The following is a 23144-nucleotide window of genomic DNA, read 5'->3' as shown; positions in this document are numbered from 1 at the left end:
GTTCTTTTATTGATCCGAATTCCGATGGATATACCGGTCAAAGGTCCAGAACAGAAGCGCAGCGGCACTCACGCCTGCACCCAGCCAGCAAACGCCAGTCCAACCTGCCCATGCGTATACTTGAGTAGACGCAATGGAGCCGGTAGCACTTCCTATTGAATAAAAGATCATGTAGGCGCCCGTCAAACGGCTCTGCACCTCAGGTCGAACTTCATAGATCAGGCTCTGGTTGGTGACATGTACGGCCTGCACGGCAAGGTCCAGCATAATTACCCCAGCTACAAGCAGCCATAATGAGTGGTGAACATAGCCAATGGGCAGCCAGGATAGAAGCAATATAACAAGAGCGACACCCGTCGTCTTTTGTCCCAATCCCCGATCAGCCAGTTTTCCAGCACGTGCAGCAGCCAGGGCACCAGCAGCTCCCGCAAGACCAAAGGCTCCAATAGCCGTATGTGACAGGGAAAGTGGCGGAGCGCTTAATGGCAACACCATGGAAGTCCACAGGATGCTGAAGGCTGTGAAGATCAATGTGGCGAGAACGCCGCGTGTTCGCAGAATAGGCAGCTCACGGTACAGTTGCAGGACTGAAACGATTAATTGGGTGTAGCTTAGTTTCTCTCGCTTGGGTTCGTGTTTTGGGAGTACAAGAAATAGGGCGATAATCCCCAGTAATGTCAGACTGGCAGAGAAGAGATAGACCGATCTCCAGCCCATCCAATCGTTTAAGGTGCCTGCTATGGTTCGCGCCAGTAATATGCCTATGACGATCCCGCTTGTGACCAGACCAACGATACGCCCTCGTTCTGAAGGTGCAGCAAGGGAGGCGGCAAAGGCAACGAGTGTTTGTGTAATCACGGCAAGCAGCCCGATGGCAGCCATTCCAAAGAATAAAACCTGGCTGGATGATGAGGTACCGACAGTAATCAGGGCGATTACGGATAAAAGCATCTGGATAATGATCAGCTTGCGCCGGTTCAATAGATCGCCAAGAGGGACAAGTAATAATAACCCGAGGGCGTAACAAATCTGGGTTACGGTAATAACGATGCCAATGGATGAATGCGCGATACTGAACTCGTCAGCAATAGAGTCGAGCAAAGGCTGGGCATAATAAATGTTGGCTACCGCCAGTCCGCTGCACAGGGCAAATAACAGTGCGACAAGGCGGGACATGCCCGGACGTCCTTCGCTAAAGGGATGTGCTTGATGAGATGGATTTTGCATGGATGATTCACCTTTCTGTATTCAAATGTGGTAAGTTGAGGAGCAGTAAGAATACTGTTGAATCTAAATATACCGATCAGTACATTATAATTCCGAATAAACATACTTCACGCTTTGACATGATGTCAAGAGTTGAAGTGGAATGTTTAATTTTATTTTTTATAATATAGAGATGGTTTTGACATGGGAATTGGATTTAGATTAAAATAGTTATATACTGATCGATACACAAAGAGGGTGAATACATGGTTAGACAACGGGAATTTGATACAGATCAGGCATTGGAAGCGGCAATGCAGATTTTTTGGGATAAGGGATTTGAAGCGACATCCTTAAGGGATTTGACAACAGCCATGGGGATTCAGCGTCCCAGTCTATATGCGGCTTTCGGTGACAAAAAGGAATTGTTTGAAACGGCACTTCGCAGATATACAACTTTGCATGCCGCTCAGGTCAGATCCAGGCTTCAACATACTTCCTCTGTAAAAGAAGCTTTCCGTGCTTTATTTGAACATATTGGAGCAGAAGGGGATGTGACAGATGCACGTCACGGCTGTTTTTGCATCAATACGATGGTTGAACTGGCTCCGCATGACCTCAAATTCGCTGTCCTTACACGTGAGCACCAGATGTATCTGGCGGCGATTTTCAAGGAGACGATTGAACGCGGGCAGGAAACCGGGGAATTGTCTAATGACTTCGACGCAAGTGCGTTGTCCAAGTCTCTGATTGTATCGATGATTGGATTGACTGTGATGATGAAATCGGAGCCGGATCGCTCGTTTGTGCAGCAGAGTATTAAGGTTACGTTATCGTTTTTAGAGGAATGAGGGAGCGATTTTATTTTTAGAAAGGGTGTTCATATGGAGCGTCACTTTCATAGGGTCTACCTTGTCGTTTTATACATTATAGGTGTGCTGCTGACGACATACGGCGGGATGGGGATCATCGAGTTCAGTTTGATTGTGATTGGCATGCTTGCTTTTATTGCTATTGTAGGTTCGCTGACTGAGAATGATCAATCGAAATTAGATACGATTTTTTGGAAAATACGGTCCTTGCTTCAAGTGGCGATGGCCATACTGATGACGGCGCTGCTTTTCAAGCTGTTCTGAAGTGAGAGCGAGAAGCGGGAATCTGTTCCTGCTCTTTTTGTGTCTGAGGACATTGGGCAGATGAGGGCTTGAGTTGATACAATACAGATAGGGTATAGATTAAATTAGGGTGTATACTATGATTTACATATTCGGGTAACATGTTCAAAGAATGTTTGATGATGCACATATATGAGGAGGAGATTCAACCATGCAGACGAAGTTGCGTTGTGCCATATTGGATGATTATCAGAATGTAGCCCTTTCTTCAGCGGATTGGACTCCTATCCTGGATCGAGTTGAGGTTCAGACGTTCAATAACTATTTGGGATCAGAAGAGAAGGTCGTTCAGGAACTGCAGGATTTTGAAATTATTGTCTTGATGCGTGAGCGTACACCATTTCCTGAATCCGTGATTACACAATTGCCCAAACTCAAGCTTCTGATTACAAGCGGCATGCGCAATGGCTCCATTGATCTCCGGGCCGCGGAAGAAAGTGGAGTAATCGTCTGTGGCACGGAAGGCAGCTCGAACCCGCCGACGGAACTGACATGGGCGCTGATACTGGGTCTGTCCAGACAGCTGGTAACTGAAAATAACGCACTGCGTTCCAATCGGAATTGGCAGAGTACAGTTGGCATGGATTTGTACGGAAAGACATTGGGATTACTCGGTTTAGGCAAGATTGGCAGCCGGATGGCAGAGATTGCACAAGCCTTTGGCATGAACGTGATCGCCTGGAGTGAGAATTTGACACAGGAACGAGCGGAGGAACAGGGAGTCCAGTGGGCAGAGACGAAGGAACAGCTGCTGGAACAAAGCGATATTGTTTCCATTCATCTGGTGCTCAGTGATCGCACTCGTAATCTGATCGGACGAGCCGAGTTGCAACGGATGAAAAATACTGCTTTTTTGATCAATACGTCCCGTGCAGGCATTGTGGATCAAGAGGCGATGGTCGAAGCTTTACAGAATGAGTGGATTGCCGGGTCCGGTCTAGACGTATATGAACAGGAACCTCTTCCTGTGAATCATATGTTGCGTACACTGCCCAATCTTTTGGCAACACCGCATCTGGGTTATGTGACTCAAGGCAACTATGCCATTTATTTTAACCATACCGTAGAGGATATTGAGATGTTTATGAAAGGAACACCGATTAGACAATTGCTTTCGAAGAAGTAGTTACTCGGAGGTGGGTTTGAGATAAAATGGTGTGAATGAAGATAAAAAAAGGTGTTTCTCAGGAACAAGTTCATTCCTGGTGAACACCTTTTTTGTGTTTATCGAAGGTTTGGATTGTCCATTAAATCCGGTGACTTCACAATCATTCTTCTGCGGGTGGTCCTTGTGAAGATGAGCGGATCATGGCAACGCTGGAGCCGCGCACAATTAACCGTGGCTCAAATTGAATATGCTCGTAATCCGTGGTGCTCATCTCTCGAATCCGTTTTAACAGCAATTCCGTAGCAAGTCGGGCCACTTCTTCGCCCATAATCGAGACTGAACTGATCTGCGGAGACGTAACGGTAGTCCATTGGTTATTATCGACGCCCACAACAGCGATGTCTTCAGGGACACGAACGCCGAGTTCTTTAAACCGATTTACCAGTCCGATGGCGACCATATCGTTAATCGCGTATACGGCATCTGGCATGTGAGTCAGTCCATAGAAATAATCCGCTGCACTAGCTCCCGTATTCAATGAAAAATCTTCTCCGAAGTAAACAAGCGAGATATCTACATGTCCGAGTGCTTGCTCATAAGCCCGATAACGCTCTTCAATAATGTCTTTGGGAGCACCGGCATATGCAATGCGGGTCCGTCCAATCTTAATCAGATGTTCCATCACCAATTTCCCTTCAGGCTGTGAAAGAGAAACGACATCAGCTTTCATACCAGGGTCCAACTTTTTACCGTAATTGATCATGGAAATGGGAAGGGGAGCTTTATCAATTAAACCAGGCAATGTTTTGGGATATGCCAAAGGCATGAAAATAAGCCCGTCCACGTGCAGTTTTTTGATCGTACGAATGGTTTCCAGTTCCGTTCGTGCATTACCCGCCGTATTGATTTGAACCACATGATACCCATGCTGCTTCGCCGTTTGTTCAACAGACCAAGAGATCTCGGGAATGATGGCATTGCGTATGTCAGGAACAACCAGTGCGATCTGATGTGTCTGGCGTATTTTCAAACTCTGGGCAGAGGTATTGGGGACAAATCCAAGCTCCTCAATGGCCTGCAAGACTTTATCCCGTGTTCTGTTGCTGATGCCATCGGAATTGTTAATGGCTCGGGAGACTGTAGCGATACCTACACCTGCAAGTTCTGCAACGTCCTTGATCGTAATCTTCTGATCTTTACTCACGTTTAGTTAACCTCACTTCATCGGAAACGATTCCGAATTTTGAAAATATGTACGAATGGAAAGACAATCCTATATCTTGATTATAACATTTGAGCCAATAACTATCCCGTGAATACGATTGAAAGGACAGAGATGTCTGTTGGTTTTCCAAAAGAACCGAAGGATAAATAGAGATAAATCGCGCATTCTATATCAATTGAATTAAACATATACACGAGAACGGACAGAAAGCCACATAGCAAAAACTATCAATACATTGAAAACGCTGTTATTACACCAGAATTATCGACGTAAAATTCATAAGATAGACATATGTGTGACAAATTATGTTTGACAGCCTATTTAAAATGTGACATATTTAACTTACGGAAACGTTTCCGATTATATCAAAACTTATGATCTGGGAGATGAAACAAATGAAAGCATTGCGTTGGCATGGAGTAAATGATTTGCGTCTCGAAAATATTGATGAACCCCGCCCTGAACAGGGAAAGGTTAAAATAAAAGTGGAGTGGTGTGGTATCTGTGGCAGTGACTTGCACGAGTACACTGCTGGCCCGATCTTCATTCCGGCTCAAGCACCGCATCCGCTAACAGGGGAACAAGCACCTGTTGTGATGGGGCATGAATTTTCAGGACAAGTCGTTGAAGTAGGAGAAGGCGTGACACGTTATAAGGCAGGTGACCGCGTTGTGGTGGAACCGATCTATGCATGTGGTCATTGTGAAGCCTGTAAACAAGGGAAATATAATTTGTGCGATCAGATGGGTTTCTTGGGTCTGGCTGGGGGAGGCGGAGGTTTCTCGGAGTATGTAACGGCTGAGGAATATATGGTTCATGCCATTCCTGATTCCATCTCGTACGAGCAAGGGGCGTTGGTGGAGCCTTCCGCAGTAGCTCTTCATGCTGTTCGTCAAAGCAAACTGAAAGTTGGCGACACTGCGGCTGTTTTTGGTGCAGGTCCAATCGGTTTGCTGGTTATTGAAGCGTTGAAAGCTTCTGGTGCATCGGATATTTATGTTGTGGAATTATCCGAAGAACGTAAAGCCAAAGCGGAAGAACTTGGCGCTATTGTTATTGATCCTACACAATACAAAGTAGTGGAAGAAATTCATGCACGCACCCAAGGTGGCGTGAATGTAGCTTATGAAGTAACCGGTGTTCCACGGGTGCTGCAACAAGCGATTGATTCAACGCGTATTGGCGGTGAATTGATGATCGTCAGCATTTTTGAACAGGAAGCACCAATTCTGCCAAACTCCATTGTTATGAAGGAGCGTACGGTCAATGGCATTATCGGTTACCGTGACGTATTCCCGGCTGTAATTAGTCTGATGGCTAAAGGTTTCTTCCCAGCTGATAAGTTGGTAACCAAACGAATCAGCCTGGATGAAGTGGTAGAGCATGGATTTGAAGCACTGCTGAAAGAGAAAAACCAGGTTAAAATTCTGGTGAAAGCAGAGTAAATTTACCAAGCAAATCACACAAAACTAAATAATAGAGTGGAAGTCAGCTAATGGCAACAAGTACCCAGTTGGAGCTCAACTGGAGCTGATGTGCAAGCGGTAGGCAACTACAATGAATGAATGACAAATAGACAACGCATCTTCGGATGCGATTGTCTATTTTTTTTGCACAGAACGGGCGGAATTTGTTGCAAGTACGTTTCGTTTTACATAATATGAAAAGATACAATTTGTATCATTTTGATGTAAAGGTGTTATTTCATAAAAATGAAGGAGGAAGCGGACATGCAGAGCAATACAAAATGGGCAGCCGTGATTTTGACGATTGTTGCAGGCATGGGCTGGCTGCTTATGGGTAATTCGAAACCCAAAAACAATGTTTCAACCGATCATCAGCCAACTGCCGAACGGGCACTTGCCAAGGTGTCCAGTGCGCCTATCACATCCGCTGATGTGACGTCCAAGATTGAGTTGCTTGGAAAACCTTTTAAGAAAGCACCGTATGCCAATAATGTTTGGGACTTGCAGCTGTACAGAGGGAAAATATATATGGGTCATGGGAACAGCAGTAATTTAGGTGTTTCACCTAATGCGGGTCCTATTCCAGTCATTTATTACGATACAGCCAATCCCAAATTTATAACCCAGTCCGTCACCAATAGCAATCCGAGCATCGTTCCTTCGACCAAATTATTTGTAGATGAGGAACAGATTGATATTTATAAAGTGCTGAACGACAAATTGTATATTCCCGGAAATGATTCGGATGGTGAACAGTGGGATATGGGAAACTTCTACCGGTTAGATGGAGATGTATGGACAAAGTATCGGAATCTGCCGCTAGGTGTACACGTATACGATTTGGCGTCCTATCAGGGCAAACTGTTTGCAGCGCTGGGTACCGAGCAGAAACCTACCGTATTAATCTCTCATGATCAAGGCGAAAGTTGGCAAAAATTCGCCACCATCAATACGTTTGGCTTCAGGGCATATACGCTATTTGAAATCAAGGGCAAATTATATGCATCAGGCATGATGTATCCTGCCAATAAAATTTGGGGCGATAAGACTAATGTATTAGAGATTAATGAGAAGCTTGAAAAGAAAGACGTCGTCATCTATGGTAGCAAAATGCTCCCAGGATTATCCTATCAAACGGGCACAGTTCCGTATAATAAAATAGGGAAAAATATTAATTTTAACAATAAGCTGCTTTATATTGCCGGAGGGGTATTCAATGATGGGCAACTGTTACCCAAATCCTTGAATGTGATGACCGACATTAATCAGGCAGCGCGCGTCATTTTGCCAGATACTCAAGCTCTTCCTACGGATCTGCTGCTTCGAGAAGGGAAAGTCTATGTGCTTACCTACACACGCAAAAGTGCGAATCTCTATATAAACCGGGTGTATCAATCGACAGATCTGAACACATGGAATGAAATCCTCCGTTTTAACCAGGACACGTACGCCAAGTCTTTTGAAGAACACGAAGGTGATTTCTACTTTGGGCTGGGCACAGACCCCGACGTTCTATCGACTTCATCAGGCAAATTACTCAGAGTTAATCGCAATGAAATCCCTGTTAATTCTAATTAAATGTAAGGAAGATTATGGATTATATACTATGCTTCATCCACATTTTTGGTTACAGAGAGAGCCGTTTAGGTTAATTGTACAGAGCAGGCCAAGATCGTAGAACTTCTTAGATGAAGCTACATCGAGCTTGCTCTATTTTTATGTTCAAGAGATTAATAATCCTTTTTAATCGAAAATTTGAAAATAAAAATCAGAAACTATAAAATAGAAAGGTGATATATCTTAACCAACTCACTGATTAACATATGTAGTAGTTATACAATAGCATGTGCAAGAAAGTGTACATCTTTTCTTCCAATCTAATCGTAAAGGAGCAATACACAATGAATGTACCGTCAGCTTTGTTTAAACCATTTACCTCGGACAAGCTTACCCTGTCCAACCGGATCGTCATGGCACCCATGACTCGTGGATTTTCACCCGAAGGAGTACCCGGACCAGAGGTCGTGGAATATTATCGTCGCAGAGCAGCCGGAGGTGTAGGGCTGATTATTACGGAAGGAACGGGTATTAACCACCCTTCATCCATTAGTGGCGCGAGCATACCGCTGTTCCATGGCGAAGAATCATTGCAGGGTTGGGCGAATGTAGTCAAAGCAGTCCATGAGGCAAGTGGCAAAATCATGCCACAATTGTGGCATGTGGGTACAGCCCGCCGTTCAGGGGACCTGCCTAATGCAGAAGCTGAGCCGGTAGGCCCATCGGGAATAAGCATGGCAGGTGAACCTGAGAGAGAACCATTGTCAGATGAAGAGATCAAGGGTCTTATCCAGGCGTTTGCCCAAGCAGCAGCAGATGCGCAGCGCATCGGTTTTGATGGTATTGAGCTTCACGGGGCTCATGGCTACCTGATTGATCAATTCTTCTGGGAGCACACCAATCGTCGTACGGATAAATATGGAGGCGATCTGACACAGCGCACGCGTTTTGCTGTTGAAGTTATTGAAGCATGTCGCGCTGCGGTAGGTCCTGACTTCCCGATCGTACTTCGTTTCTCCCAATGGAAAATGGGGAACTACTACGCACGGCTGGTAGAAACACCAGAACAACTGGAGCAATTCCTTGCACCCCTCACGGCTGCAGGTGTAGATATTTTCCACTGCTCTACCCGTCGATTCTGGCTGCAGGAATTTGATGGCTCAGAGCTGAATCTTGCAGGCTGGACACAGAAAATAAGTGGCAAGCCGGCGATCTCCGTTGGATCGGTAGGTCTCGAAGCGGAATTCGTGGACAGAGCGAACGAAAACCAGGGAACAGGTGACGCTCATCTGGATCAGTTGAACGAGAAAATGGAAAATAATGAATTTGACTTGATCGCGTTGGGGCGTGTACTGCTGAGTGATCCGGAATGGCCAAACAAAGTTCGCGAAGGGCGCCTGTCCGAAATTGTTCCTTTTACAGCAGAAGCATTGAAAACACTCTAAACTGAAAACAAACCTGATGCCGCCGAAAGGCGGCTTTTCGTATGATCAGGTAAGCAAGTAATTAGGAGTTGTCTGTTTTTCTGTGACACTGTTTTTCTGTTACAATATATAGTATATAGAGGGGTGAATGACGGTGCTGGATACGATTGATAGCCATATTTTGCGGCGTTTGGCCCAGAACAGCAGAATCTCGTACACTGATCTGGCCAAAGAGGTCGGCCTTTCAGGGGTAGCGGTTAAGGAACGTATTGAGCGTCTTGTAAATCAAGGGATTATTGAGCAATTTTCAATTGTAATCAGTGCCGAGAAGCTTGGGAAAAAAATTTCTGCTTATCTTGAGCTGGAGGTTGAACCCAAGCATTTGGACAAGATTGTGGCGGCGCTGAAAGAAAACGAGCGGGTGGCCGTGCTTTATGAAATGACGGGGGCTTGCATCCTGCACACCCACATTCTTGTGGAGAGCATCGAGGAAATGGAACACTTCATGAACGAATCGATTTACTCTCTGGAAGGGTTGGTTCGGGTGGAAAACCAGATTTTGTTGAAGCGACACAAAAACCAGGATGGATTGAATATTTAACGAACAAGAACCGTCAGGCTCTGAAGACTAACGGTTCTTGTTTATTTCCTTTACAGAAACAGAAGAGTGTGATTATTCCGTCTTGGACAATTTTGCCCGGTAGAAGGTTACGAAATATTCGCTGACTTCTGCCAACTTCTGATCGTTCAATTGAATAGGCGCCGTCAATTTGATCGTTTCCTCATTAAACGTAGCTGTTGTAGCACCGATTTTGGCAGAGAGTGTATTGCCGTTATATTGAATGGTGATCATTTTGGTTGCTGGGTCCCATCCGATGTCTGCCCCGAATTGTTCAAAGCTGTTGCGCAGCAGTGCACGCTTCTGTTCTTTTTCCCCGAAGATTTTTTTGTTGATGATGCCATGAATGCCCCAGTTACCGTCAACAACCTGCGTAATTCCGAAATCCGTTGAAACGGACATCAGTGAATATGCTTCATCTTCAGTCAAATCCATGCCTCTCATCAGAAAAGACTTCGTTTTGTTCGCAGCGTCCTTCATCGCTTTATCCAGGGAAGACTGCTTGAAAATTTCTGTTTGTGCATCCTTGCCCAGTTCGGCCAAATGGTTCGCATAGCTGAAGCCGTGAACAACCCATTCGTTTTCATTCTCAAGAAGTGGGAAGTTGAGCGCCTTCAACTTGTTGACCAGCTCCGCTTTTTTGTGAAGAATGAGCTGGATATCCCCGGTCACTGATGTTTCGATCGCTGTTCCGTTCAATTCGGAATCACCTTGACCTGCGTGCGGATCACCCACAGAAAGCAGTGCTCCAGGTACTGATACCGGATAATACATCGTTGCCCCTTCGGTTACGCGCCAATCATCGATATTCCCGCCATAATACGATGGTGGAACGGAATCGACAACATCAGCTTCTTTGGGGGCCACGCTCATTGTGCCAAAATGCAGCCGGACAGGGACGTGAATGCCTTTTAGCACATCATGGTTCTCTTCCACCGTCGAGTGATCAACGATAACACCTGGATAATCTATGGTTGGATGTACTGTGCCGCTTGGATCGGTCTGTGGTGTCCAGCGATAACTGTACAGTGCCTTGGCGTAATCATTGCCACCTTTCGTCTCCATTTCATATATTGTAACAACCTCACGTGTATTCGGCGTTTCTTCCATCTCACCATATAAAAGGCCCCAGTTTGCAGCTACATTCGAACCATAGGTTTTACCGGCATATTCCCCGTTTCCGCTAGGGCGCAGCTTCATGTCCAAAATCTTCACTTCGAGTACATCGCCAGGTTCAGCGCCCTCGACTGCAATTGGTCCCGTCATGATATGTACGCCAGGTCCACGATCAGCCTCATGTTTTTCCGTTTCGCTCCAATGGAAAATATCTTCTGCGCCGGCATCACCTTTGATCATGCGCTCATAATCATCGCCGGAGTGGTGCGTAACAGCTTCCACCGTGACGATATCCCCCGAATTAACCGTAAGCACGGGATCACCTTTCCCGATATTACCCCAGCGTACGTTTTCCGATTTTGCTTCAAGATAATGTGTTTTCGGAACGTTTCTAACTTGAACTGTGTCAGCATTTGCAACATAAGAGACTGGAAGCATTAATAAAACAGCAGATAATGCAGAGAAAACCTTCCATTTAAACCGATTTCTCATTCGAAAATCACTCCCATTCGATATAATGTCATTTTACTTAACATGATATGAATCAGAGTATAACAGATGTATTTTAGGTTAACAATATAAAGTTTTTGTTTTATTTTTCATATTTTTTAAAGTTATTTATCCAATATTCTTAAAATTATTAGATTTCCAAATTGAAATGCTTAGTAAATATTAGCTGCTTTTTGCCTTCCTATAATAATAATTTCAACATATGAAAAATTCACAATAGAAAACCCTTTTTCGCACCGCTGACACCTTTTCTCATCCCCTCCAATCACACACGCCCTAAGGAACAACACCATGAAGTACCACACTTTAAGCCCAAAAAGGGAAATTTTTTTGCGTTTTTAGGCTGCAACATAAGAATTTGTACTTAAGCCGTCTCCATTTTGAAAATGAACCACCTTATGATAAGGTTATGCCTAAACCACATTCAGACTGAATGACAACAATGCTTAAGGAGGATGACCATCCTTGTATATCGATAATCGCAAGTTAAAAAACAAACACATAAACACGCTTCAAATGTTGTTCCTGCTATTCGGAATAATGCTGCTCTTATCCGCATGTGGGCAGTCACAGAAGCCTTCCTCGTCAGAGCAAAATAACATTAATGCCGGAACGGAGACCAATGCGAATTCAAACACAGGTGCAAACAATCAGAATGTTCAGGATGATCAACAGAATACAGTGCCTCCACAGGAAGAGAAGGATCCGGTAGAAGAGCAGCTCGACCAATTGTCTTTGGATGAGAAGATCGGACAAATGATTCTGGCGGGTGTTCAGGGAACCACTTTGGATGCTCAAGCGAAACAGATGATCACGGATCAGAAGGTGGGAGGGATTATTTTCTATGCAAATAATGTCTCGACCGTGCCAGGAACAGCAAAGTTCGTACAATCCATTAAGGATGCCAATCGTTCCAATCCGGTTCCTATTTTCATGAGTGTGGATCAGGAGGGTGGCAAAGTTAGTCGAATGCCAGAAACGGTAGAGTCTATACCTTCCAATGGGAAAGTGGGCAAGACGAAGGATGCTGATTTGGCTCAAACGATGGGCAAATTGTTAGCAAGACAAATTCAGCTGTTAGGTTTTAACGTCGATTTTGCTCCAGTACTGGATGTAAACAGTAATCCGAATAACCTGGTAATTGGGGATCGTTCATTTGGGAGTTCAGCCAGTCTGGTCTCCCAAATGGGTATAGCCGAGATGAAGGGATTGCGCAACGAAGGGATTATTCCGGTGGTGAAGCATTTTCCCGGTCATGGAGACACGTCAGTGGACTCCCACTTGGATCTGCCTGTCGTGAACAAAACAGAAAAGCAACTTGCCCAGCTGGAGTGGATTCCGTTTGAGGCAGCGGTGAAGGAACAAGTGGAAGCGGTTATGGTAGCCCATATTTTGTTTCCAAAGCTTGATCCCGACCATCCGGCATCCTTGTCGGACGTCATTATTGGTCAGCAGTTGCGTGGCAAATTCAAGTATGACGGTGTGGTCATTACAGATGATCTGAGCATGGGCGCGATCGCGAAAAATTATAAGCTGAACGATGCCGCTGTAGCGACGGTTCAGGCAGGGAGCGATATTTTGCTGGTAGCTCACAGTTATGAGAGTGCCAAGACTATTTTTGATACGCTGAAGAGTGCGGTGAAGTCAGGGAAGATTTCAGAATCCCGAATTAATGAAAGTGTATATCGAATTCTGGCTTTGAAACAGAAGTATAACTTGTCCGATGAGGAGCAGCCGTCTGGCGATTTGAAGCAGCTGAACGCTGACATTGTGGATTGGCGCAACCAGGTCGATGCCCGATAGTACCCACCTGTGTTATGATTTTGGAAAGAGAATTGCATATTCCATTACGACAGGTTAGAGGTGAGACCTTTTTTATGTATACGATAATGATTATTGAAGATGATCCGAAGATTGCGGGTCTTCTTCAATCCCATATCGAGCGATATGGTGACAGGGCCGTTGCGGTTGAGGATTTTGAGCAAGTCGTTCAGCAGTTTGAACAAATGAAGCCGCATGTCGTGCTGCTGGATATCAACTTGCCGAGTTACGATGGGTTCTATTGGTGTCGCCAAATTCGTTCCATTTCCACATGTCCGATTATTTTCATCTCGGCCCGGAGTGGCAAAATGGACCAGGTCATGGCGCTTGAGAACGGTGCGGACGATTATATTACGAAGCCGTTTGAACATGAGATTGTCATGGCCAAAATTCGAAGTCAGCTGCGCCGGGTGTATGGCGATTACGCTGCGCGTCATGAAGAGCGCAAGGTGGAGCTGGATGGACTAACTGTTTATTTGGAAAGATTGGAGATGGAGCTCGGTGACCGCAAGATACAACTGACCAAGAAAGAAACCATTTTGCTGGAGACGTTGCTGCGTCGCAGTCCCAAACTGGTTAGTCGTGAAACCATCTTGGAAAAGCTGTGGGATGATTCCTTTGTGGATGATAACACACTTAGCGTGAATGTGACCCGCGTGCGTAAACGATTGACTGAGCTGGGAATTACAGATGCGCTGGAGACGGTAAGAGGTTCGGGTTATCGACTCAACAGTAATTGGAAGGCATCGTCACCCTCATGAAGTTGTTTATCAAAGAACATATTGTACTGACTTGTTGGGTAATCGTTGTGCTGCTCACCGTTGTTGCGGTCTTCTGGTACGACGGCTATGACCACTGGTTAACGGCCACGTATGCGGTATCTCTGGGGTTAGTCCTATACGCAGCCTATCTCATTTATCGGTATCTGTCCCATCGCATGTTTTATTCCCGGATGTCCCATCGAATGAATGATCTGAAAGAATTTGTTCCATTGAATGAGCCTGCTCCCTTGCCACAGGCATTGTCAGAACTGCTGGACTCACAGTACGGTCATTATTATGCGCATCTGCATCGTCTGGAACAGCGTCAACAGGAATATCTGACTTTTATGAATCAATGGGTTCATCAGATGAAAACACCTTTGTCCGTCATTGAACTGACGGTTGAGGATCAGGAGGATGAGGACCCCCGTTTCATCAGCATTCGAGAGGAAGCAGACCAGATGAGACGAGGACTGGAAACGGTGTTGTACATGGCACGGCTGGAGACATTTGAACAAGATTTCAGTGTGGAACCGGTATCCCTCAAGGCGGCCGGAGAAGAAGCCATCCATGAGCTGAAACGGTTCTTCATTCGCAATCACGTGTATCCCGAGATGAAAATTGATTCTGCGTTAATGGTTCAGTCGGATGCGAAGTGGATTCGGTTTGTCCTCGTGCAGCTGTTATCCAATGCCATCAAGTACTCTTCCGGGGGGAACGGGCAAAAGGTAACCATCCAGGCCCATGAATCCACAAGATCCATTATTCTTGAAGTGAAGGATCAGGGAGTGGGTATTCCCAAGTCGGATCTCAACCGAGTGTACCAGCCTTTTTTCACCGGAGAGAATGGGCGTCATTTTAAAGAATCCACGGGGATGGGATTATATATTGTAAAAGATGTCCTGACACGAATGAACCATCGGATCGACCTTACATCCGTTCAGGGAGAAGGGACAACGGTAACCATTACTTTTGAAATCTAAATATAAGCGCATAATGCGGAACGAAATGAGAAGACGTCTGGTGCCCTGACAGGGATCGGCGTCTTTCTCGTTTTCTACATAGAAGAAACACGCCAAAAGGCGACGAGAGACATGTAACCTTACAAGAATGTCATGAAGATGAAAGGTTAATCCATAGGAGAATGGTCGAAACTTCGATAGACTGAAGTCAGAAAGTAGAGAACGACCTCGATTTGCGATGAAGTTCAGTTCAACTTGGTTTAATTCAAATCCGAAATCTAAAAGGAGCCATTAACCTATGGAGATATGTTCAGTGAAACAGATTAGCAAAATTTATAAAGGGATCGTATCATACGAAGCTTTGTCAGGTATTGATCTCAGTATTCAGGAGGGTGAATTCGTTGGCATCATGGGTCCATCCGGCAGCGGCAAAACAACGTTGCTAAACATGATTTCAACTATTGATCACCCTACTTCAGGGGAACTGAAGATCGCGGGTAAGAACCCGTTTGAACTGGATCACGATGAACTGGCTCTGTTCAGACGCCGAGAGCTGGGGTTCGTATTTCAGTCGTTTAACCTGCTCAACACACTCACGGTTAAAGAAAATATTGTCCTGCCGCTTACGCTGGATGGAGTACCGATTGAGGAGATGAATGAACGTGTTGATCGACTTGCAGAGAAGCTGGGCATCGCATCTCTACTGAACAAACGTACGTATGAAATTTCCGGAGGTCAGGCCCAGCGGACAGCAATCGCACGAGCCCTGATCCATTCTCCCAAGCTGGTGCTGGCCGATGAGCCTACAGGAAATCTCGATTCGAAGGCAGCGCGTGATGTAATGGAGATGCTGGAACGCCGCAACCAGGAAGATCGGGCCACCATGCTGTTGGTCACGCATGACGCTGTTGCGGCAAGTTATTGCAGCCGGGTTGTATTTATTAAGGATGGACGACTTTACAACGAAATTCATTATGGAGATAACCGATCGACATTCTATCAACGAATCATCAACGTATTATCCCTGATGGGAGGCTCAGGACATGAATTTTCGCCAGTTCGCCATTAATAATGTTGTTCGGAACAAACGAATTTATTTGGCCCATTTTCTGAGCAGTACGTTTTCCGTCATGATCTTTTTTACGTATGCACTTCTTTTGTTTCACCCGGATCTGAAGGATGGACTGAAGGGTTCAAGTGGGACAGTGACCATGCTTGCGAATCAGGGGTTTTTGATTGCTGAGATCATTATTTTCATCTTTTCGTTTCTGTTTCTGCTCTATTCCGTAGGTTCATTTCTAAAGACGCGTAAAAAAGAATTCGGCATATTTCAAATCATTGGCATGACACGTAAACAGATGAACCGACTGTTATTCATGGAAAACTTGTGCATTGGACTTGCCGCCATTGTGGCAGGCGTTGGATTAGGAATGATCTTTGCCAAGCTGATCCTGTTGATCTGCGGTTCGATGCTGGCGGTGGAAGAAAGTCTCCGATTCTATTTTCCATTAAACGCAATCGCACTTACTGTCGGAGCATTTCTGCTGCTGTTTGTTGTGATTGCGCTGAGCTCATCGCTGCTGATGCGAAAAGGGTCATTGATTGACCTTGTAAAATCAGAGGAAAAACCAAAACCCGAGCCAAAGGCTTCTCGTCTTTTAGCACTTCTCTCCGTCATACTCATTGGGGGTGGATATGCGGGTGTATTTGCCTTTGTATGGATCACATACTCTTTCCCTTTGCTGCTTGGTAGTGTTGTTTTGGTTATTGCAGGCACGTATTTGTTATTCACCCAACTTAGTGTGTATGCCATTCGGGCGCTCAAAGGCAATAAGCGTTTGTTTTTCCGCAAAACGAATTTGCTGTTTCTGTCCGAACTTACCTATCGAATGAAAGATAATGCGATCATGTTTTTTATGGTAAGTGTGATCTCGGCTTCTGCCTTTACGGGCATTGGCACAATGCTGGCGATCGCTGATCCGGGATTATCATCCATGACGAATCCATATGCGTTTACTTACCAAAATTCATGGGATACACCTAACGCAGAACGCCACGTCAGGAAGATCGAAGAAACACTCATTGATCATGAAGTTCCGTATCAGAAAGGAAGTTATATTCCGCTGTATGACAACGAGGGCAACTATATCATCAAACTCAGTGAGTATAATCATCTTGCGAAGGCACTCGGTTACAAAGAGCGAACGTTGGAGAATGACAATGACTCGTTTATGACTCCGGGTAATCTTACGAGTCGCAAGACGTTACGTGCACTGGTCGGGCAGGGTTCAACTCAGGGAAATATCGATATGAGGGTTGGAGAAACAAATAAAAAGATACGTCTAACAACACCTGAAACCGAGATCGTCATCCCGGTTGAATTTACAAGGGAAGTGTATGTAGTTTCCAATGAGCTGTACGATAAAATGAATAAGGAATTTAAGAATGAAATCCAAGCGGATGAAAATTTTTATTTCGATAAAAAAACTCAATTTGTTGTGACAGATTGGATGGGAACGCGGAAGTTTTCTCCTGATCTGATCGAATCCATTCAAAATGACTCAGATGGTCAGGGCTACTTCGAGATCAGCGCTCTCGTGCTGGATTGGCTTAATTCCAAACAAACTAATGGTATTATCCTAATTCTAAGTGGATTGATTGGCATTGTCTTTTTCACCTTTGCTGCAAGTTTTACCTACTTCCGGTTATATGCTGATCTGGAACGGGATGAAGAGCAGTACCGCATGATTGGTAAGATGGGGCTGAGTCGCCCGGAGCTTCGCAACATCGTAACCAGACAACTGGTATTGATGTTTTTCCTGCCAATAGCCTTGGCCATTTTCCACAGCTCTGTTGCATTTGTTGCATTACAGCAGTTGGTTGATTTCTCTGTTATGGGTTATACTTTGCGCATTTTCCTCGTATTTGCATCTATGCAGATTCTATTTTTCCTGCTGGTACGCTGGCGCTATCTGCGTCATATGTATGCCAAATTGATCTAATATAAATCTAATAGAACAGACACCGGACCTTAGGTTTGGTGTCTGTTGACTTTTTCCTACAAAGCAAAGTACTATTTCAATAGATACAATATGTATCATTTCGGTATAAGTTGAGTCTCGAAATGATTAAAAACATTATCACCATTGAGTTTCCTAGCCTTTCTAACTGAGAAGGAGGATTACATTGAGCATAACGATGTCCCGTGGACAAGCTTATCTGCAACGGTTGAACGATGAACGGAATGTATGGCTGGATGGAGAACGTATTCGCGTAACAGAGCATTCTGCCTTCCGGGGAACCTTACAAACGATTGAAAGTCTGTTCAATCTGGTGGATGATGCGGACACGAGAGAAACAGTGGCTTATTGGGATGAGCAGACGAACGGATATGTACACCAGGCTTTTCGAGTACCCCGCAATGCTCAGGAGATCAGCGGCAGGGCGGCAGCCTTTCGATTGTGGTCTGATCGCACCTACGGGGTAATGAGCCGTCTCTCGGATTACGCCCGATCCCGCCTGACCGGATGGTACGCCACACGGGATGCGATGGCTGCATATGACCCAGCATATGGAGGTAAAATCGCTGCCTATTATGATGAGGCAAAACGGAAGGATGCCTTCCTGACCATTGTGCAGCGTGACCCGCAGATTAATCGTGCTCTGCCTGTAGGGGAAGATGAAGATGCAATGCTTCAAATCATTCGTACCAATACAGAGGGCGTTGTCCTCCGTGGGGCGAAGATGGTGGCGACTGCTGCTCCATATGCGGACGATATCATTGCATATCCGATTCAGCGCATTCCTGGACATCGCCCGGAATTGGCGCATATGGTTATTGTGGCAGCAGGAAGTCCAGGATTACATATGGTATGTAGAGAATCTTTTGCAACATTAGATTCAGATACTGCTCATCCGCTCAGTAGTCAGTATGATGAGATGGATGCTGTATTATTTTTTGACGACGTATTTGTACCTTGGGAGCGTGTACTCCTGCACAACAATCCGGAAGCGGTATGGCAGATTCGCTGCAACGTGGCATCCTCCAGTCTGGCTTATCATCAGAGCATTATTCGGCTACATTCGAAGCTGGAATTCATTACAGCCATCACGTCTTCCATCGCCAAGGAGATTGGAGTGGATGCCTTCCTGAATGTACAGGAACAGCTTGGGGAGATGATCAGCCAGATGCATACGATTGAAGGACTCATCGTCGCATCTGAGGCACAAGCTGCCCCGGATGTTCATGGGAACTGGCTACCATCATTCAAATATATCGAAACAGCCCGTAATCTGGGGAACCATTATTACCCGCGCGCTGTTGAGATTTTGAAGACTATAGCCGCAGGTGGCCTTATTCAGATCCCTTCCGGGAAGCTGGAGCTGGAAGGAAGTATCAGCCCTATGATGAACAAGTATCTTGGAGGCGTAACGATGCAGGCACCAGAGAAGATTCGGTTATTCCAGCTCGCCTGGGAGCTGACAGGAAGTCCGCTGGGAGCCAGACATGATCTGTATGAACGTTTCTATGCCGGTGACCCGGTACGCAATCGGGCGAGTCAGTATGTGCAATATGATAAGGACCGATTATATGCCCGGGTTGAACCCTGGTTACGTAGCAAGTGATGAATGGTACTGAATCTTTACTTATTTTAGCTTTATATTTGAAGCTCTGGCCTGATGCCTGGGCTTTTTATTTAGGTTATCTTTAGAAATGGTTTAGATTGATTTAAGAGACGTAGTATATAGTAGTAACGTATAGACATATGAACAATAACAAATGGAATGTACGGATACGAATTCGAATGAAAACTGAATTTATTGAAATAGGAATGAGAGGATTCGCATGAGATACACACTATTAATTGCAGATGACGAACCCGAAATTGTGGAACTGCTTCAGCTGTACCTTGAGAAGGACTACAACATTGTGACAGCCGTTAATGGAGTAGAGGCGCTAGAGTGTATCCGTTCAACTCAGATTGATCTGGTCATACTGGATATTATGATGCCTGTAATGGATGGACTCCAGCTGATCAAACAAATCAGGTCCACACATCATATGCCTGTTCTGTTCCTGTCGGCCAAAAGCCAGGACCATGACAAAATCCTTGGACTCGGATTGGGTGCTGACGACTACATCTCCAAACCTTTCAATCCTTTGGAGATTGTCGCCAGAGTGGAAGCTTTGCTCAGAAGAGTCAATCAATTTGATGCACCTGACGTGCCTGCTGCTAAGGAGTTAAATCTTGAGCTGGGTGAGCTTAGGCTTGATCGATCCCAATGTATCCTTTTTCGCTCGGGTAAACCTGTGACATTGACCTCTACAGAGTACAAAATCGTGGAGCTTCTGCTTGAGCAGCCAGGTCGTGTCTTCACCCGTAAAAAAATATACGAAGCCGTTTGGGGAGATTATTACGCTCACGAGGACAGCACGATAATGGTACATATCAGTAACATTCGGGAAAAGATCGAGCGCGACTCCAGGCAACCGGAATATTTAAAAACGATAAGGGGACTGGGATACAAAATTGAAGCGCCCATGGAAAGCTAGAGAAAAGAGACTATTGCAAACGTCCCTGACACTGGACTTTTTGCTGTTCAACTTCTTTTTGTTGTTACTGGTAGCCATCGTGTACATTATCATTAATCTGGATGTGGTTGATTTCCGCATTTCGGATCAGGTGGTGGATCCTGATCTGAATGTGGAGGCACATGTGTACGTGACAGAACTGGAGAACGAATGGTTGTCCGGTAGTTCCGATGAGACCAATAATACCGAAATTCAGCGTCTCAAGGACAGTGGGGGATGGATTGAAGTGCTGGATGCGGATCGCAGGGTCATTCGTTATATCGGGGACAAGCAGGATACGTTCACTCAGTACAGTGAAGCTGAGCTATATGCAGGACTCGAAAACCGAAATGAACAGCTTTACTATTACTCCATTAGTCCGCTTTCAACAGAGGGAGCTGCAAAGTACGTTTTGCTGAAGATTCCGCGTGACTTGGTCAGTGTACGAATTAATGATAATCAACTGATTACCAATTTGAAGCATCCGTTATCGTTCTACATTATGATCGGGATCGGATTGGTCTTGCTGCTGATATTTGTATACAGCTACTGGGTCGCCCGTCGAATCAAAAAACCGCTGAGTATTCTCTCTCTAGGTCTTACCCAGATGATCCAGGGGAATTATAGTACGCGCATGTCCATCTCGGCAGAGAGGGAATTTGTCCAGATTGGAGAAACCTTCAATTATATGGCGGACGTCATTGAGAATACATCTGCGGAGAAACGTTATGCCGAAGAGAGCAAACAGCGCTTAATTGTGGATCTGTCACATGATCTCAAGACCCCGATCACGAGTATTCAAGGATACGCCCAGGCTTTGGTGGAAGGGCGGGGGGAAGATAAGGACAGGCAGCAGCGATATCTGGGTTATATCTACAACAAGTCCGTTCAGGTTGCGCGCATGATTCAGAACATGCTGGAATTGCTCAAAGTAGATTCACCTGACTTCCGTATGCACATTCAGCAGCGGGAAATCGGAGAATTTGTACGTGAAATTATGGCCGACACATATGGTGAGATTGAGCAGAACCATTTTGGCCTGCATGTGCTCGTTCCTGATGAAGAGATCTATGCAAGGTATGATCCGGAACTGTTGTCCAGAGTGATTCAGAACCTGATTACAAACGCCTTGTCCTACAACCCGCGGGGGACGGAGCTGCATGTGGAGTTAATCCCACTGGACAACCATGTGGTTATCGAGGTTGCTGATACCGGTGTGGGTATCCCTCAAGAGTTGTGGGCAACCATCTTTGATCCATTTGTGCGAGGGGATGAGGCTCGTACGGGAACCGGGGGTACCGGGCTTGGACTAGCAATTGCGCGGCGGAACACCGAGAAAATGGGTGGACGATTAACACTTTCCCAGCGTGGACGAGAGACGACGGTGTTCACTATACAGATTCCGAAATAAAGAACCGACATAAAGGATAAGGTTGACATAAACATTTGTCATTCTGATCACCATTTGCAAAATGCTCATATAGAAAAGGTTAAGTGGAGGGGAAACTTTTTGTTCAAAGTAAATTCGTTTGTACGTTTCAGTATTGCACTGGCACTGATACTGATCAATATCTATCTGTTATCACGTGTCAGCTTTATTTTCCAACCGCTTGTTACCATGATTACGGTGATTACCGTGCCGATGATGTTGTCCGTATTCTTTTATTATCTGCTGCGGCCGCTCGTCAATTACATGGAAAAAAAGAAGCTGAATCGCACACTTAGCATTTTGTTGATCTATCTGGTGTTTGGTATACTGTTCGCCCTGTTTATTATAGGGTTATGGCCTTCACTACGCGAGCAGTTGATCAACCTGGTAGAAAACGCACCAAATTTAATCAATTCACTGAGTTTGCAGCTTAAAGAGCTCGAGCAGAACGGTGCCATTACGGCTTTGTTCCCGGAAGGGTCGACCCCGTTTTCGCAGATTACGGATTACATTAACAAAGGCTTCACCTTTGTAACGAACTATGTGAGTGGATTCTTCTCACTCATCTCAAGCTTTGCGATTGTTCTGTTCACCTTCCCGATCATTTTGTTCTACATGTTGAAGCAGGGAGAGAAATTCGGTCGTAAGCTGGTGCACATTGCACCAAAACGTTTCCAAAAAGACAGTCGTGATGTGGTACTTGAGATCGATCAGGCGTTAAGCGGCTTTATCGTGGGACGAGTTCTCGTGAATCTGGCTTTGGGCGTGCTGATGTATATCGGTTTCCTGATCATCGGTCTCCCGTATGCACTGCTGTTAACCGTGATTGCGGTCATTATGAACTTTGTTCCGTTTATCGGGGCGATCCTGTCTTCCGTTCCTATTGTTATTATGGGACTGGTGGTATCCCCTTCGGTTGCGATCTGGTCACTCATTATTATTCTGGTAGCGCAGCAAATTCAGGATAATCTGGTTGCACCGTATGTATTCGGCAAAAAACTAGATATTCACCCGCTTACCACCATTATATTGGTGCTGGGTGCAGGGGATCTGGGCGGCATTATTGCCATTCTGATTATCATCCCTGTCTACATGATCGTTAAGATTATTTTGGTTCGAATCTATCAGCTATTCTTCAAGGACAAATGGCAGAATGCTTAAACATTTATAAATGATATAGAAGGAGTGGAAAT

General features: G+C 45.3%; 19 protein-coding genes. 16 read left to right on the top strand and 3 right to left on the bottom strand.

The window, feature by feature from the left end; translation table 11 throughout:
* Nucleotides 1-6: 6 nt before the first annotated feature.
* On the bottom strand, nucleotides 7-1227 hold the full coding sequence (locus gpAD87_RS13320; RefSeq protein WP_064638818.1) for an MFS transporter: 1221 nt from the start codon (nucleotides 1225-1227) through the stop codon (nucleotides 7-9).
* A gap of 245 nt (nucleotides 1228-1472) precedes the next feature.
* Here gpAD87_RS13320 and gpAD87_RS13315 point away from each other — a divergent pair, with 245 nt between their 5' ends.
* From gpAD87_RS13315 to gpAD87_RS13305, 3 genes are all read left to right on the top strand, one after another.
* Nucleotides 1473-2057 carry a TetR/AcrR family transcriptional regulator gene (locus gpAD87_RS13315; protein WP_064638817.1) on the top strand — a complete coding sequence of 195 codons (585 nt, stop codon included), beginning with the start codon at nucleotides 1473-1475 and terminating at the stop codon, nucleotides 2055-2057.
* A gap of 33 nt (nucleotides 2058-2090) precedes the next feature.
* Entirely contained in the window at nucleotides 2091-2342 is a 252-nt protein-coding gene (locus gpAD87_RS13310; RefSeq protein WP_064638816.1) for a hypothetical protein, read from the top strand.
* A 190-nt stretch (nucleotides 2343-2532) separates the two neighbouring features.
* Nucleotides 2533-3507 (top strand): D-2-hydroxyacid dehydrogenase family protein, encoded by a 975-nt coding sequence (locus gpAD87_RS13305; protein ID WP_064638815.1) that lies wholly within the window; start codon nucleotides 2533-2535, stop codon nucleotides 3505-3507.
* Between the two features lie 142 nt (nucleotides 3508-3649).
* On the opposite strand, the gene gpAD87_RS13300 is transcribed toward gpAD87_RS13305, so the two are convergent.
* The gene (locus gpAD87_RS13300; RefSeq protein WP_064638814.1) at nucleotides 3650-4693 is read right to left on the bottom strand and encodes a LacI family DNA-binding transcriptional regulator; all 1044 of its coding nucleotides are present in this window, start codon (nucleotides 4691-4693) and stop codon (nucleotides 3650-3652) included.
* 416 nt (nucleotides 4694-5109) lie between these two features.
* On the opposite strand from gpAD87_RS13300, the gene gpAD87_RS13295 reads away from it, so the two are divergent.
* The 4 genes from gpAD87_RS13295 to gpAD87_RS13280 all read left to right on the top strand — a co-directional run bounded on the left by gpAD87_RS13295 (nucleotide 5110) and on the right by gpAD87_RS13280 (nucleotide 9762).
* The gene (locus gpAD87_RS13295) at nucleotides 5110-6159 is read left to right on the top strand and encodes a 2,3-butanediol dehydrogenase (RefSeq protein ID WP_064638813.1); all 1050 of its coding nucleotides are present in this window, start codon (nucleotides 5110-5112) and stop codon (nucleotides 6157-6159) included.
* Between the two features lie 285 nt (nucleotides 6160-6444).
* On the top strand, nucleotides 6445-7758 hold the full coding sequence (locus gpAD87_RS13290) for a hypothetical protein (RefSeq protein WP_064638812.1): 1314 nt from the start codon (nucleotides 6445-6447) through the stop codon (nucleotides 7756-7758).
* Between the two features lie 323 nt (nucleotides 7759-8081).
* Nucleotides 8082-9182 (top strand): NADH:flavin oxidoreductase, encoded by a 1101-nt coding sequence (locus tag gpAD87_RS13285; RefSeq protein WP_064638811.1) that lies wholly within the window; start codon nucleotides 8082-8084, stop codon nucleotides 9180-9182.
* Nucleotides 9183-9315: 133 nt separating this feature from the next.
* Entirely contained in the window at nucleotides 9316-9762 is a 447-nt protein-coding gene (locus gpAD87_RS13280) for an Lrp/AsnC family transcriptional regulator (RefSeq protein WP_082935283.1), read from the top strand.
* A 72-nt stretch (nucleotides 9763-9834) separates the two neighbouring features.
* Here the strand turns inward: gpAD87_RS13280 and gpAD87_RS13275 are convergent, their stop codons facing one another.
* Nucleotides 9835-11388: an acetamidase/formamidase family protein gene (locus gpAD87_RS13275; protein ID WP_064638809.1), complete on the bottom strand. Its 1554-nt coding sequence runs from the start codon at nucleotides 11386-11388 to the stop codon at nucleotides 9835-9837.
* Nucleotides 11389-11871: 483 nt separating this feature from the next.
* Here gpAD87_RS13275 and nagZ point away from each other — a divergent pair, with 483 nt between their 5' ends.
* The 9 genes from nagZ to gpAD87_RS13230 all read left to right on the top strand — a co-directional run bounded on the left by nagZ (nucleotide 11872) and on the right by gpAD87_RS13230 (nucleotide 23112).
* A complete protein-coding gene (gene nagZ / locus gpAD87_RS13270) occupies nucleotides 11872-13209 on the top strand; it encodes a beta-N-acetylhexosaminidase (protein ID WP_231952547.1) in 1338 nt (445 codons plus the stop codon).
* Nucleotides 13210-13283: 74 nt separating this feature from the next.
* Nucleotides 13284-13988, top strand: a complete 705-nt coding sequence (locus gpAD87_RS13265) for a response regulator transcription factor (protein ID WP_064638808.1) — start codon at nucleotides 13284-13286, stop codon at nucleotides 13986-13988.
* Nucleotides 13985-14971: a sensor histidine kinase gene (locus gpAD87_RS13260; RefSeq protein ID WP_064638807.1), complete on the top strand. Its 987-nt coding sequence runs from the start codon at nucleotides 13985-13987 to the stop codon at nucleotides 14969-14971. The genes gpAD87_RS13265 and gpAD87_RS13260 overlap by 4 nt, the downstream gene beginning before the upstream one ends.
* Nucleotides 14972-15248: 277 nt before the next feature.
* Nucleotides 15249-16019 carry an ABC transporter ATP-binding protein gene (locus gpAD87_RS13255; RefSeq protein WP_063563455.1) on the top strand — a complete coding sequence of 257 codons (771 nt, stop codon included), beginning with the start codon at nucleotides 15249-15251 and terminating at the stop codon, nucleotides 16017-16019.
* A complete protein-coding gene (locus gpAD87_RS13250; RefSeq protein WP_064638806.1) occupies nucleotides 15994-17952 on the top strand; it encodes an FtsX-like permease family protein in 1959 nt (652 codons plus the stop codon). Before gpAD87_RS13255 ends, gpAD87_RS13250 begins: the two co-directional genes overlap by 26 nt.
* 196 nt (nucleotides 17953-18148) lie before the next feature.
* Nucleotides 18149-19576 carry a 4-hydroxyphenylacetate 3-hydroxylase family protein gene (locus gpAD87_RS13245; RefSeq protein WP_064640904.1) on the top strand — a complete coding sequence of 476 codons (1428 nt, stop codon included), beginning with the start codon at nucleotides 18149-18151 and terminating at the stop codon, nucleotides 19574-19576.
* A gap of 220 nt (nucleotides 19577-19796) precedes the next feature.
* Nucleotides 19797-20504 carry a response regulator transcription factor gene (locus tag gpAD87_RS13240; RefSeq protein ID WP_064638805.1) on the top strand — a complete coding sequence of 236 codons (708 nt, stop codon included), beginning with the start codon at nucleotides 19797-19799 and terminating at the stop codon, nucleotides 20502-20504.
* Between the two features lie 13 nt (nucleotides 20505-20517).
* On the top strand, nucleotides 20518-21933 hold the full coding sequence (locus gpAD87_RS13235; RefSeq protein ID WP_231952545.1) for a sensor histidine kinase: 1416 nt from the start codon (nucleotides 20518-20520) through the stop codon (nucleotides 21931-21933).
* Between the two features lie 99 nt (nucleotides 21934-22032).
* The gene (locus tag gpAD87_RS13230; RefSeq protein ID WP_063563459.1) at nucleotides 22033-23112 is read left to right on the top strand and encodes an AI-2E family transporter; all 1080 of its coding nucleotides are present in this window, start codon (nucleotides 22033-22035) and stop codon (nucleotides 23110-23112) included.
* The last annotated feature ends 32 nt before the right edge of the window (nucleotides 23113-23144 follow it).

The sequence above is a fragment of the Paenibacillus sp. AD87 genome (assembly GCF_001659845.1).
GTDB classification, from domain to species: Bacteria; Bacillota; Bacilli; order Paenibacillales; family Paenibacillaceae; genus Paenibacillus; species Paenibacillus marchantiae.
The sequence above is the reverse complement of the archived record's forward strand: the minus strand, read 5'-3'. Positions and strand labels throughout refer to the sequence as shown.